Origin of the sequence: uncultured Brachyspira sp., assembly GCF_944390845.1 — a bacterium.
In the GTDB taxonomy this organism is placed as follows: domain Bacteria; phylum Spirochaetota; class Brachyspiria; order Brachyspirales; family Brachyspiraceae; genus Brachyspira; species Brachyspira pulli.
In genome coordinates this window covers 16,122-29,900 of the sequence record NZ_CALXRM010000040.1, presented here as the reverse complement: position 1 = coordinate 29,900, position 13,779 = coordinate 16,122, and the positions used below count along the sequence as shown (strand labels likewise).

Sequence of the window (13,779 nt, the reverse complement as noted above, 5' to 3'; positions counted from 1 at the left end):
TGAATTATCAATAGCATTAGCAGAGAACTTTCATCTGTTTGAAAATTGACAAAAGATATTTGTTTAGGTATATACTAAAAATATGCATTATATTTTTTTACTTTTTATTAGTATAAAAGAATCAGAGTCTAATACAAAACCTAAAATATTAAAATGAAAATACAATTAATAATAAAATATTATTTAATATAAAATTTAAAAATCATTAAGAAAGAAGCAACTTATCACTTAATGAACCATCAGCAGTTTCAAATTTCTTAAGTAAGTCAGATATCTCTAAAGATTTTTTTTCTTCACCTGAAACATCATATATAATATTTCCATCGCTCATCATGATAAGTCTGTTTCCATAATGAATAGCATCTTTAATATTATGTGTAACCATAAATGCAGTAAGTTTATCTTCTCTAATGATTTCTTCTGTTAAATCCAAAACTTTTTTAGCAGTTTTAGGGTCTAATGCTGCAGTATGCTCATCTAATAATAAAAGTCTAGGTTTCTTAAGTGTAGCCATAAGAAGTGTTAAAGCCTGTCTTTGACCTCCAGATAAAAGACCTACTTTTGATTGAAGTCTTGTTTCAAGTCCTAAATCTAATCTTTTTAACTTTTCAACGTACTCTTCACGTTCTGCATTAGTTATGCCCCATTTCAAAGTTCTTCTTTTACCTTTTCTTTTGGCAAGAGCAAGATTTTCTTCTATACCCATATTAGAAGCAGTACCAATCATAGGGTCTTGGAAAACTCTTCCAAAAAGACCTGCTCTAGCATACTCTTTTTTATCTGTAATATCAACTCCATCAACTAATATAGTACCGTAATCAACTTCATAAACTCCAGCAATTAAATTAAGAAGTGTTGATTTTCCTGCTCCGTTTCCTCCTATAACAGTAACAAAATCTCCGTCATTAAGTTTAAGATTAACACCTTTAATAGCTTTTTTTTCAGTAATAGTTCCTCTATTGAATGTTTTATAAATTTCTTTTAATTCTAACATGATACTCTCCCAACCTTAATTATTTTCTTTTTCCGCCTACAACTCTAGTAACCTTTTTATTTAATACAGGTACTGAAAGAGCAATAGCAACTATTATAGCTGTAATAAGTTTCAAATCACTAGCTTTAAGTCCTAATTGAAGAACTATAGCAATGATAATTCTGTATATTATAGAACCCATTACAACTGAAGCTAATTTATACCAGAAGGAGAATCTATTTCCGAATATAACCTCACCTATTATAACTGATGCAAGTCCGATAACTATCGTACCAGTTCCCATACCAACATCAGCATACCCCTGACTTTGAGTAACTAATGCACCAGATAAAGCAACTAAAGCATTTGATATCATAAGTCCGATTATTTTCATAACATTAGTATCAACACCTAATGCTCTAATCATTCTTTCATTATTTCCAGTAGCTCTTATAGCACAGCCCATTTCTGTACCAAAGAACCAATACATTATAGCTATAATAATAACAGAGAAAATAAAACCTACAAGTAAATCAGATAATACTTTATTCAATGATAACATATTTTGAATTATAGTTAAAGAAGTATCCATTCCCAAAAGCGGTATATTAGGTCTGTTTCCCATAACTCTAATATTAATAGAATACAAAGCTATCATTGTAAGAATACCAGCTAATATTCCCGGTATTTGAAGTTTTGTATTTAAAAATCCTGTTACAAATCCGGCTAAAGAACCAGCCAAAAAAGCAAACAACAAAGTAATAAAAGGATTCATACCATTAGAAATAAGTATAGCACTTACTGCACCGCCCAAAGCAAAACTTCCATCAACAGTCAAATCCGGAAAATCTAAAACCTTAAAAGTAATATAAACACCAAGAGTCATTATACCCCAAATAATACCTTGAGATGCTGCTCCTTGTATCGCTAATAAAATCCCTTCCATTATACAAACCTCTATTATTACTATGCTCGCCTCGCCTATAATTAGCAAATAAATAAATTTATTTGCTGGCTTGGCTCGCTTATTATTATTGCTAGCTATAAACTTATTATTAACAAAAATTGTTCGCTTCAAGTGTCTGCAAAAGTAAACTTAACAGACGCTCACAATTTTTATTTGTAATTAGCTGATAATTATGTTATCAGCTGTCCATTTATAGCTTTAAAATTACTAACTTAAATTATTACTTATTATATAAAGATTCTGGTATTGTTATACCTATACTATTAACCATATTAGTATTAACAACTAAATCAAAACTTTTTAATGTTTCTATAGGCATATCGGCAGGCTGTTTTTCACCTTTTAATATAGTAATTGCCTGAGTAGCTGTTAATTTACCAAGTTCATAATAGCTTATAGCATAAGTAGCAGTACCGCCTAACATAGTCATTCCGCCTTCACCGCAAACTACTGGTATTTTAGCAGGCTCAGCAACTAAAGCTACTGTAGCCATACCTGCAGCAATCATATTATCAGTAGGTGTGTAAATAGCTTCTACTTTTCCTATTAAACTTTGTACTACCTGCTGTATCTCATTAGCAGAAGTAACAGTAGCATCTATATATTTAAGTCCCATAGATTCTAATTTCTTCTTAGCTATATCCATTTGAAATACTGAATTCTGTTCGCTTGAACAATATAAAAGTCCAACAGTTTTTAAATTAGGAGTAATTTGGCTCAATAATTCTATTTGTGCATCTACTGGAGTTAAATCTGAAGTTCCTGTAACATTTCCTCCTGGTGCATCATTATCTGCAACAAGTTTTGCAGCTGCTGGGTCTGTAACTGCTGTAACAAGTATAGGTATATCTTTTGTCATATTTGCAACTGCCTGTGCTGCTGGTGTTGCTATAGCAAGTATTAAATCACTTTTATCATTAACAAATTTTTGGCCTATAGTTACACAATTAGCCTGTTCGCCTTGAGCATTTTGATAGTCTATAGTAATATTTTTGCCGTCTTCATAACCAGCTTCTTTAAGACCATCGACAAAACCTCTATATGAAGCATCTAAGGCATCATGCTCTATTAACTGTAAAATTCCTATTTTCAATAAATCATTTTGAGAATTTGAAGTATTGCCTGTATTTCCTGAAGAACAAGAAACAATTAATATTGACATTGCAATCAATAAAGAATATATGTACTTCATAAATAACCCCTTACTTTTATAAATTTTTTTTCAAAAACTATATATAGTAATTATACTACATATAATAATAATGTCAATTGGTATATACCCAAAGACCTATACCTAATTAATTTTTATTAAAAATAATTTTAAAATATATAATAAATCATGTTTCATAATTTTTATTTTTAGAACAGAAAATTTATTTTTTTAATTAATCGTATAATATTTTGATATTTTAATAATAAATTTAGTTGATATAAAATTTTTTTTATATATAATTTCAGCATAAAAATATGGGAATGAGGGTGAGAATCCTTCGCTGGCACGCAACCGTAAAGCTTAATTCAATAAAAATTAACGAAGTCGGATACCATTTTAACAGGCGAGTGCACTATCAAAAATTATGCACTCCTTTATTAAATAGCTTTTAATTAAAAAATTTAAATAAAGGAGCATTATTTATGCAAAAACAAATCAAAATTTTATTAACAATTTTAATGGCTTTAGCCTTAGCAGTATCATGTGCTGAAAATAACCCCAATACCCCAACAGATCCAATTCCTGGCACTGATAATGCCAATTTTTCTAAATTACAGCAAAAATGGCAGTATGATAATTATAATGGAGGATATGATATTAAAGCTGATAGAGTAGACGATTGGGCAGGAACTGCAGTTAATTATTCTGTTGCTATAAAAGAAATTGTTTGGAATTCTGATAATAAATCTGGAATAATATACGGACAATATACTACAGCTCCAAGTTATAATCCAAATGTAGTTAATAAATATTATGCTATCGCTTTTCAAAATTTAACAGAAACAACTATAGAAATTGCTGGTGCTTCTAAAGATTTAGGAAATGGCACATATGATAGCAGTGCTGAAAGTTTAGAAGAAGCTAAAACAAAATTTACCGAGGCTAATGGTTATTTTTATTATTCAAAACTTAATGTAGTACAATAAATTAAACTTTTTAGAGGTTTTATATGAAAATAAAAAAATCATATTTATTAATCATAATATTTTCATTAATAGTATCATGTTCCAATCCTTCAACTAATCCTGATAACAATAATAATGAAAATACTCAATCATCTGTAAAAGCAGTAACTTCAGGAGTGCATACTATACAATACGGCAGTAAAACTTCTGAAATTGATGTAACTGATAAAGAGGGCTTAAAAACTTTATGGCTTAATTTAGTAGGCGGAAAGATTGTTTATGAAAAAAATGATTATACTACCGAAAGCGGAAAATTCGATACTGATGGTAATTATTATGATAATAAATCTCCAACAGAAATCAGAACCAAATTTATAGAGTGCGGAGTATATGAATATAATAGTAAAAAATATCTTGCTGCTATATATTGGGATAATGAAACAGGTGTAGGAAAGGAAATACGTTACAGACTTATAATAGCAGATGAAAACGGTGCTGAACAGGCTTGGTACGGTGGCGGAAGTGATGAAGCTGTTAAGCCGGATGAAAATACTATTTGGACTAAATATGGTTTTGTTTTCGGATACATTCAAAATTATTAATAAAAACTAAAAAATATATTAAGGAGCGGTTATATAAAGCCGTTCCTTTTTATTGAAACTAAATCATTTTTTGAGACATAAAAAGATAATTATTACATTTTATTAAACAATACACTTTTTTATATATCAAATAAAAACAACATCATTTTTTTGAAAATTACATCATATTTTCGAACTTTATTTACAAAACCACTTGATAAAAAAACATTCAAATATATAATACATAGCATAATTTACATAAAATACAACTTATACATGGGAATGAAGGTGAAAATCCTTCGCTGGCACGCAACCGTAAAGCTTAGTCATTTGTAAAAATAACTAACGAAGTCGGATACCATTTACATAGGCGAGTGCACTTCTAACAAATTATGCACTCCTTTATTAAATAGCTTTTTATAAAAAATTAAAATAAAGGAGCATTATTTATGCAAAAACACATCAAAATTTTATTAACACTTTTAATGTCTTTAGCATTAGCAGTATCATGTGCTAAAAACAACCCAAATGACCCAACTAATGATGGTTCAGGAAACGGATCAGATGGAAACAGAACATATACTTTTATAGCATCAGAAGAAATGTTGGCAAAACCTTGGAGTGACCAAACAAAAAAAGATTATTTTTTAAATAGTTGGAAAGGTAATTTTGCAAATCAAACTATATATAAAGACAGTACCCTTTCTACTGTAAATGGTACAACAGATGCAGATTGTAATTATTACAATGATGGAGATACTACTATTACAGCAAAATTCAAATATGCTACTAATGTAGTTAATAATGAAAAAAATTATATAGGCGGTTTATATTATAATGCTAATGCATGGACTGGTTATAAATGGTATATTATGTACATTAATGAAGAAGGTGCTGAAATATGTGTTAATGCTAAAACTACTTTAAGTGATGATGAAAATACTTATCCAGATGCTAGTACGGAATGGTGGGATACTCCAAGTGCAACTTATGGATATGTTAAATTAAATTAATTTAACATAATTAATAATTGAATAATAATCAAGGGAGAATTATTTTATTTCTCCCTTTTTATACGAATATGAAAAAACTAAATATTTACTTCACAGCATTATTTATTATAACAGCAATATTTTTTAAGGCTCAAAACATCAATGCCCAGACTTACCTTATAAGAGAACTTAAAGGCGGTATTTGGGTTACTTCTCAAGTTGAAATTACTAATGCAGTTCAGACGAATCAAACAAACAATACTGCAGCTGCTCCAAATATTCCTAAAAATCCTATCAAGATAAACAGCAATGTAATAACTTCTGAAGAAATTGAAAGAAGAGGATATAAAAATGCTCAGGAAGTATTAGCTAATCAGCCGGGATTCGTTAATAAAGGTTCTTATATGGGTAATGAAACAGTTGAACCTGCAGGCGGAAGTGCTGACAACATGAAAATATATGTTAATGGTGTTCTTATGAATACAGCTAAAGGAAATGCTGACGCTGGTGTTGATTTAAGGAGAATACCTTCAAACTTAATAGAAAAAATTGAAATTATAGGAAATTCTATTTATATAACTACAAAAACACCTATAGAAGATATTTTATTGATATCATTTGGTTATGGAGCATATAATACTATTACACCATCAATACTTTTCTCTAAGAATTTTGACAACAAACATATTGTTACTTTTACAGCAGATTCTTATTATACTGACGGAGATTATTACTATGATTTCTCAAACCAAGCAGGAAAACCTATAATAGGATATCTTAAAGATAATAAACAGCTTATTATAAACTCATCACTAGATTATAGATATAATTTTGAAAATAAAAACTATTTAAGGGCATTTGTTAATATATCATATTCGGATGCGGTATCAAAATATAAATTACCTCCGGACAATACAACCGATTCATGGTTTAAATTTACCACATTAACATCATCTGTATCATACAATGGATTTTCTGATATACTTGATTATAATGTAAATTTATCTTATGTATTTGATTCTTTTGTAGACAGACCGTATTATCAATATGGAAAACCTATTTCAGACTATCAATCACATGGCATATCTTTAAATGCTAATCTTTCAAGAATGGACGAGCTTTTACCAAATACAATAACATTATATAATAAATTAACTCCTGAATATAGATATGACTTTTTAATGGAAGATAAAAATGCAGTAGAAGAACATTACAATTTTATACCTCAAAGACATTCTTTATCATTATTATATGAACCTCAATTATCATTCGGATATTGGGATAATAATACACCTATATTTTCATTGCTTCCAAGTATTAAATATGAATTTCAGCATGAAGATTTCGACAACAGCAGAAATAATAATTATTTAGCATACAATGTAGATGCAAATTTAAACTTTTACAAAGGATACAGTTTATATTTTTCATATTCTCATGATTATTCTGTACCTACATTCAATGATTTATTTTATAATAATTTTGGAAACCCAAATTTAAAACCTGAAGAATACAATCAAATATACACTAAACTTACTTTAGAACCAATTACAAATTTAAAAATAGAAACTTCATATACATATACTGTATACACAAATAAAATAGTTTGGTATTCAACTGTACCTGAAAATGTAGATTCAGCAATTTCTCATATAGTTACACCAAGTGTAGAATATAGTATACCTTTTGCTAAATATCATAAAATAAAAACTAAATTAGGTTATTCTTATCAGCTTGCTTATATGGGTAAAAACAAGCTGCCTAAAATAGGACTTCCTGAACATGTTGTAACTGCATTATTAGGATATGACTTTATACCTAATCATAAAGTATTAAGTTCATTATCTTTAAATATATACTATACCTACTCTGCTCCAAGACCTTTATCTGAGTATAAGCCTATATATTATTCAGAAGTTTTCCATGATTTTAATATATCTTTCTATTCGATATGGTTTGAACATTTGATATTTTCTATGAATTTTAAAAATATTTTAAATAGAACTCCTATACTTTCAACTTATGCTATTGCTAAGCCTTTTACTTGGGAATTTGAAATAGGCTACAATTTTTAATACAAATAAAACAAAAATTTAAACATATTGTTCTTTTTTACTTCATATTAATATATTCTTTCAATAATATGAAACAAATTTAGTATTTTAATAATATACTATTGACTTTTAATCATATAGATATATACTTAATATTAGTTACATAGAGAAAACTCTATATTTCACCATTGTCTTATACAATTCTGGAAATAATATACATCAGGAGTTATTATGATAGAATTCATTCTAAATACAAAAATAATATCTGGAAATAATGCATTATTGGAATTAGACTTATCAAAATCTAAACGTATATCAATTTTTACAGATAATAACATGTTAAAAATTGGGGCTTGTAATTCAACAATAGAATTAATAAAAAAGAACAATATAAATTACGAAATCTTTTCTGATATAGAGCCTGATCCAAGTTTTGAAATAGTAATAAAATGTTTAAGTAAAATTTTGGAATTTGAATCTGATACTATAATAGCAATAGGAGGCGGTTCTGTAATAGATACTGCCAAATCTGTAATATATTTTGCTTTGGAAGTAAATAAAAAGATGTCTATAAATGCCAAAAAGCCTTTATTTATAGCAGTTCCAACTACAAGCGGTACAGGTTCTGAGGTAACTTCTTATGCAGTAATAACAGATAAAGAAACACATAGAAAAGTACCTCTAGTTTCTAATGAAATGCTTCCAGACATAGCATTATTAGACCCTCAATTTACATTGACTGTACCTCCTAGAATAACTGCTGAAACAGGAATGGATGTTATGGCTCATGCTTTTGAATCTTATGTTTCTATTAATGCTAGCCCATTTACTATTCCATATAGTGAATATGCTATACTTGGAGTTTTGAACAATATATCTAAAGCGGTTAATAATGGAAAAGATATTGAGGCACGTATAGCTATGCATGAAGTTTCTTGTATAGCCGGAATAGCTTTCAATAATGCTGGTTTAGGCTTGATACATGCTATGGCACATGCTCTTGGAGGAAGATTCAGACAGCCTCATGGAAGGGCTAATGCTATATTAATGCCTTATGTTATAGAATATAATGCTAAACATTGTAAAAAATCTGCTTCTAAATATGCCAAAATAGTATTATTATTAAATGTTAAAAATATTGATGATGATTTAACAGCTTCTGCAATATTGAAATCTATTATTTTAGAATTAAATAAATCTATAGGAATAAATCATAAGATAACTGATTATGGTATTGATAGAAATGAATTTGAAAGTGCTATAGAAGAAATGGCCTCAAATGCTTTAAAAGATGTTTGCTTATTGACTAATCCTGTAAAACCTAGCTTAGAAGATGTTAAAAATATTTATAAAAATCTTATATAATAAAAATAAATAATACAAATATTATTTAAAAATAAAGAAGATCATTTCTTAGAAATGGTCTTTTTTATTTTAATAGATTAAATAAATTAAATATACCTAAACAACTATATTTTCTAAATTTTTACTTTTTTGTAAATGTAATTTTTGTTTATTAATAGTATAAAACATTATTAAGTTTTGTTTGAAATGTGAAGTAAAACCAAGATTTGTGTCAAAAATGCAGTCTTTCGCGAAGCGTATCTGAGCCCGCCAAGGATATAGTTTTTTTGTGCCAATACCATACCTAAAGGTACTCCTTTTAGTCGCAAAAGACTAGGGGTGTTACGAAGTACGCAGAGCGGTGGGGCTAAGTCCCACAAATAACCTAAATTTAAAATTGTATTTTTTGACAAACTCTAAATTTTTCAGTATATACCAAAAATTTTTAAGTTTCTCATTTTTTTAGTCAACTTTTTCCCGCCGCACACGCTCTGCGGACTTCGTCAAAGTTGCAAAAAGTGCAAGGATAGAATTAGTACTAAATCATACTAAAATTGTCTTACATGTAAAATAATTTATTAAATTAAAGCCCAAATGCAGCCTTTCGCGAAGCGTATCCGAGCTTGTCGAGGATATAGCTTCTTTCTGGCATACCTAAAGGTACTCCCTTCGGTCGCAAAAGAAGTGGGGTGTTGCGTAAGCACGCAGAGCGGTGGGCAAAGCCCCATATATTAAAAAGAAAATATAATTTTATTTTTGACAAAATATAATTGTTTAGGTATATACTAAAATTTACTTTGACGAATCATTTGAATAAACAATACGTAAAAATTTAGCATAAAAAGGAGTAGAAAATACAATACAATCTCCACTATGTGCTGATACAATATCACCTTGTTTAGCTTCGATTTTCTTATTATCTTTATTAACTATTAAAGTACCTTCCAAAATAACATACACTTCTTCACAATTAAGTTTGCATTGAATATCTGTATCATTTAATTCCATAAGATAAGATTTTAATCTGCATGTTTCTTCAGAATTAAAAATATCTGTCATGTATACTTTATCATTAATGTCTGTTTTTATTTTATTAGAATCAATATCTGAAATAGATTTTTTTAATAATGTATTTTTAGTATTTGATACTGTATTATTTTCTTCTTTATATCCAGAAGCAGTTCCTGTATGCAAAAAATCGCAAATAACTTTATTTACAAGTGATTGAACATTATTTTCTTCCATAAAAGTAACTCCTTTATAATCAAGGTATAATCTTCCATACATCATCATGCGGTTTTGCAATAATAGTGTGCCTGCATTTACTATTTAATTTTTCTATAGACATCTCAGCACTTTTTACTGCCTCTTTTATATTAGATATGCTGCCTGCTATTATTATAACAACAATACCAGCACCAATCAATTCTTTATCTATTACTTCAACATTAGAAGCATTCAAAAGAGTATCTAAAGCACTAATCGTAGCAACATATCCTGTAGTTTCTATTATACCAATAGATAAATTTAAATTTTCCATTAAAAAAAATTTTATAAATTAACTCTTTTCAAAACTTCAATAATAACTTTTTTGATTATTTTTTCATCAGTTATATGGCATTTATTTACTAAAATATTTATTGTCTGTTTAACGATCTCATTAGAATCATTACTATCACAGCAACAGCAATTGCAAGCAGACTCATCATTATCTTTTTTATATACTATTTTTATTCCATTTGATTTAACTATATCCATAGCACTTGGAGTAAGTATAGCATTAGAATCAAGATATATAACGTCTTGTTTATCTTTTATAAGCTCGCAAATATTTTGAGTATTATAAACTATTTTATTTTTATTCATAAATATACACTCCTAAAATTATAAAATAGAATTATATAATTCATCTATAGGAGAAGGCAATACACAATAATCAACTACAAGGCCATCATCTTGAGCCTTTTTAACGCCAGCCTTAACAGCCTCCTCTACAGCACTAACCTTACCTGTTAATGTTATATATGATTTTCCGCCTATAGCAAAACCAAGTCTTACATTAACAAGTGTAACATTACTAGCCTTAGCAACATCATCAGCACCTTGTACAGCAGAAGATATAGAGAAATATTCTATAACACCAATAGCCTCTCTTGGAAAATCTTCTAAAGTACCATTAATAGCATCTATTACACTCTCATGTACATTTGCTATTATAAAAGAATTAATTACTGAAGAACCGCCTATTTGAACACCTGCATTCTTAGATGCTTCTACAGCTCCAACATCTCCGCTAAATATTACAATATATTTTCCAGGGCATACAGAATGAGATCTTAAAATTTTCACATTAGCTGCTTTTCCTATATGATCTGTAGCTAATATACCTTTAGCTATACTATTCAATTCTATCATTCCTATAGATTTCATTTAATATTCTCCCCATTTATAACTATTTTTTCAGTATCAATAGATTCTACAATACCATTTATACTAGAATGTATATTAGCACCAACTTTATCTATTGGCACTGAAGCTATAATTTGTCCTTCTGTAACTGAATCTCCAACTTTAACTACAGGTTCAGCAGGCATTCCTATATGCTGTCTTAATTCTATAGATACCTTTGAAACATTTATTTCTTTTGGATTATCCATATTAACTTCAACATGAGAATATTTATCTAAACCCAAAATTGTAGTTAATCTGTTAGTTGATACTCTCCTATATTCAATAGCAGAATTTACACCATAATCTTTTGCACCTCTATCAGGCTTTATATTAGCCTTTCTTAAAAGCGACTTAACATATATATTCATGCTTGAAGGATTTATACCCATAGGACAAGAATAAAGTTCACATATACCGCATTCGCAACAGAAATGAGCTTCTTTAAGTTTATCCAAAACATGTTCGCTATTATTTTCTATATTATCCAAATCGGCAAAAGCAACTGAACGCATAACTAAATGAGGATTGATTTTATGTCCCATTAAATTTCTAGGGCATAAAGAAGAACAAGCTGTACATTGTATGCATGAACATTTTGCTAAAGCAACAATTTTAGAATAATTGATATTTTTCTTTTTTACTAAATAATGATCTTCATCTATAACTATTAAAGCACCAGTAGTTTTTTTAACAGAAAGATTATTAGTTTGAGATATAGGATAATATCTTCCCATCATAGGGCCGCCAACTATCACATATTTATTATCATCTTTTACACCTGCTTGATATAAAATTTCTCTCAAATTAGCACCAATAGGAGCTTTAACAATAGAAGGATTGTCAACTTCACCTAATATAGACATATATTTTGAAGTAACAGGAATATCACTTAAACTATCATAAATATTGCATAAAGTAGCAACATTGAATACTACACATCCAACTTCTAATGGTATTCCGCCTGCCTTAATAACTCTCTTAGTTATATTATAAACTAATGTTTGTTCATCACCTAAAGGATAAAAACTTTTGAATGCCTTTATTTCTATAGGAGCATTTTCTTTTTTTATAGCATCAGATAAGGCTTCTATTTGTTTTGTATATTTCTTCTTAGTACCTATAATGATATGCTCTGCTGATATTTCCTTACCTATAATAGCTAATGCTTTAACTATCTTTTCAGCATATTTAAGCATTAAGAATTGATCCGTTTTTAAAAGCGGTTCGCATTCTGCTGCATTAGCAATTAAATATTCTACTTTTTCAGGTAATTTTATATGTGACGGAAAACCTGCTCCGCCAGCACCTACAATACCAGCATTATATATTTTTTCTTTCAAGCTCATATAAAACCTTCATTTTTTATTTATTTAAATCTACTTGATCTACTATACCAACTATAACTGCATCTATTGGAAGCATCTCTTTATCACCCTGAGCATTTCTTGCACCACTGCCGGAAGTGATAATGACAATATCTCCAATACCAGCACCTATATAATCACAAGCTACAATAATATCTAATTCTTTATTAGTATCTGGTTCAAAAACTCTAGCTATTAAAAGTTTGCTTCCAGATAATGCTTCTTCTTTTTTTGTAGCCCATACACTACCTATTACTTTTGCTAATACCATCTAATAATTCCTTTTTATTCGTATATAATATTTATTTTATTATCTTTAATATAATCCATAACAAGCGGTGTAATAATAACATTACGATTAACTTTAATACTTGAATAATTATTAACAATGTCAATTATATCACATTTAGTAATAATTTTCTTGCTAGTGAAATCAAAACAATCAGATTTATTTACAACTTCACTATCATTTTTTTTACAAAAACTTGATAAGAAATCTTTAGTTTCTACTATTGATAATCCATAAGATTTTGCTGTATTTTCAAATTCTAATAATTTAGAAAATAATGGATTTGAAGCAGTTCTTTTATAAGTATCAAATTTGTCAGTATTTTTTAATGCTATAACTTTTTTACCCGATAATAAAGCATTGATTATAAAAGAAATATTATCATTTTTATACAAAAGATTAGATATACAAGAAAGTATCTCTATAGATAAATCATTAATTATGATCATACAATAATCTTCACAATTAATATTATCTGCAGTATTAGATATGCATAATTTATAGCCCATATTTTCTAATTCATTTTGAAAACAAAAGTTATTATTGTTAGATAAAACAAATATAGAATCAATGCATTTGTTATTTAACTGATTAATAACTTCTAGTATAATTTTTCTTACTGTTAAATCGTCCATAAATTATAACT

At 28.4% G+C, this 13,779-nt stretch carries 15 protein-coding genes and 1 riboswitch; of the genes, 5 read left to right on the top strand and 10 right to left on the bottom strand.

Annotated features, from left to right (window positions below; all coding sequences use genetic code 11):
• Positions 1 to 205: 205 nt before the first annotated feature.
• The 3 genes from Q0K52_RS09140 to Q0K52_RS09130 form a co-directional block, all read right to left on the bottom strand.
• Entirely contained in the window at positions 206 to 994 is a 789-nt protein-coding gene (locus Q0K52_RS09140) for an ABC transporter ATP-binding protein (RefSeq protein ID WP_297298694.1), read from the bottom strand.
• A 19-nt stretch (positions 995 to 1,013) separates the two neighbouring features.
• Entirely contained in the window at positions 1,014 to 1,919 is a 906-nt protein-coding gene (locus Q0K52_RS09135; protein WP_297298693.1) for an ABC transporter permease, read from the bottom strand.
• Positions 1,920 to 2,160: 241 nt separating this feature from the next.
• Positions 2,161 to 3,132, bottom strand: coding sequence for an ABC transporter substrate-binding protein (locus Q0K52_RS09130; protein WP_297298691.1), 972 nt, complete (start codon positions 3,130 to 3,132; stop codon positions 2,161 to 2,163).
• Positions 3,133 to 3,355: 223 nt separating this feature from the next.
• Positions 3,356 to 3,508: riboswitch (cobalamin riboswitch) on the top strand.
• 67 nt (positions 3,509 to 3,575) lie between these two features.
• On the opposite strand from Q0K52_RS09130, the gene Q0K52_RS09125 reads away from it, so the two are divergent.
• From Q0K52_RS09125 to Q0K52_RS09105, 5 genes are all read left to right on the top strand, one after another.
• Positions 3,576 to 4,079, top strand: a complete 504-nt coding sequence (locus tag Q0K52_RS09125) for a hypothetical protein (protein WP_297298689.1) — start codon at positions 3,576 to 3,578, stop codon at positions 4,077 to 4,079.
• 23 nt (positions 4,080 to 4,102) lie between these two features.
• Positions 4,103 to 4,660, top strand: coding sequence for a hypothetical protein (locus Q0K52_RS09120; RefSeq protein WP_297298687.1), 558 nt, complete (start codon positions 4,103 to 4,105; stop codon positions 4,658 to 4,660).
• Between the two features lie 428 nt (positions 4,661 to 5,088).
• On the top strand, positions 5,089 to 5,652 hold the full coding sequence (locus Q0K52_RS09115; RefSeq protein WP_297298685.1) for a hypothetical protein: 564 nt from the start codon (positions 5,089 to 5,091) through the stop codon (positions 5,650 to 5,652).
• A gap of 68 nt (positions 5,653 to 5,720) precedes the next feature.
• The gene (locus Q0K52_RS09110) at positions 5,721 to 7,706 is read left to right on the top strand and encodes a TonB-dependent siderophore receptor (RefSeq protein WP_297298683.1); all 1,986 of its coding nucleotides are present in this window, start codon (positions 5,721 to 5,723) and stop codon (positions 7,704 to 7,706) included.
• Positions 7,707 to 7,916: 210 nt separating this feature from the next.
• On the top strand, positions 7,917 to 9,050 hold the full coding sequence (locus Q0K52_RS09105) for a 1-propanol dehydrogenase PduQ (RefSeq protein ID WP_297298682.1): 1,134 nt from the start codon (positions 7,917 to 7,919) through the stop codon (positions 9,048 to 9,050).
• 771 nt (positions 9,051 to 9,821) lie between these two features.
• Here the strand turns inward: Q0K52_RS09105 and Q0K52_RS09100 are convergent.
• Genes Q0K52_RS09100 through Q0K52_RS09070 form a run of 7 tightly spaced genes read right to left on the bottom strand, consistent with a single transcriptional unit; the run spans position 9,822 to position 13,768 of the window.
• Complete coding sequence (locus tag Q0K52_RS09100) at positions 9,822 to 10,274, bottom strand: transcriptional regulator (RefSeq protein ID WP_297298679.1); 453 nt, start codon at positions 10,272 to 10,274, stop codon at positions 9,822 to 9,824.
• Between the two features lie 19 nt (positions 10,275 to 10,293).
• Positions 10,294 to 10,569, bottom strand: a complete 276-nt coding sequence (locus tag Q0K52_RS09095) for a BMC domain-containing protein (RefSeq protein WP_297298677.1) — start codon at positions 10,567 to 10,569, stop codon at positions 10,294 to 10,296.
• A gap of 11 nt (positions 10,570 to 10,580) precedes the next feature.
• Positions 10,581 to 10,895: a hypothetical protein gene (locus tag Q0K52_RS09090; protein WP_297298675.1), complete on the bottom strand. Its 315-nt coding sequence runs from the start codon at positions 10,893 to 10,895 to the stop codon at positions 10,581 to 10,583.
• 18 nt (positions 10,896 to 10,913) lie between these two features.
• Complete coding sequence (locus Q0K52_RS09085; RefSeq protein WP_297298672.1) at positions 10,914 to 11,459, bottom strand: BMC domain-containing protein; 546 nt, start codon at positions 11,457 to 11,459, stop codon at positions 10,914 to 10,916.
• Positions 11,456 to 12,826: a 4Fe-4S dicluster domain-containing protein gene (locus tag Q0K52_RS09080; protein WP_297298670.1), complete on the bottom strand. Its 1,371-nt coding sequence runs from the start codon at positions 12,824 to 12,826 to the stop codon at positions 11,456 to 11,458. Before Q0K52_RS09080 ends, Q0K52_RS09085 begins: the two co-directional genes overlap by 4 nt.
• Positions 12,827 to 12,842: 16 nt before the next feature.
• Positions 12,843 to 13,115 carry a EutN/CcmL family microcompartment protein gene (locus Q0K52_RS09075; protein WP_297298668.1) on the bottom strand — a complete coding sequence of 91 codons (273 nt, stop codon included), beginning with the start codon at positions 13,113 to 13,115 and terminating at the stop codon, positions 12,843 to 12,845.
• Between the two features lie 14 nt (positions 13,116 to 13,129).
• Entirely contained in the window at positions 13,130 to 13,768 is a 639-nt protein-coding gene (locus Q0K52_RS09070) for a hypothetical protein (protein ID WP_297298666.1), read from the bottom strand.
• Positions 13,769 to 13,779: the final 11 nt, after the last annotated feature.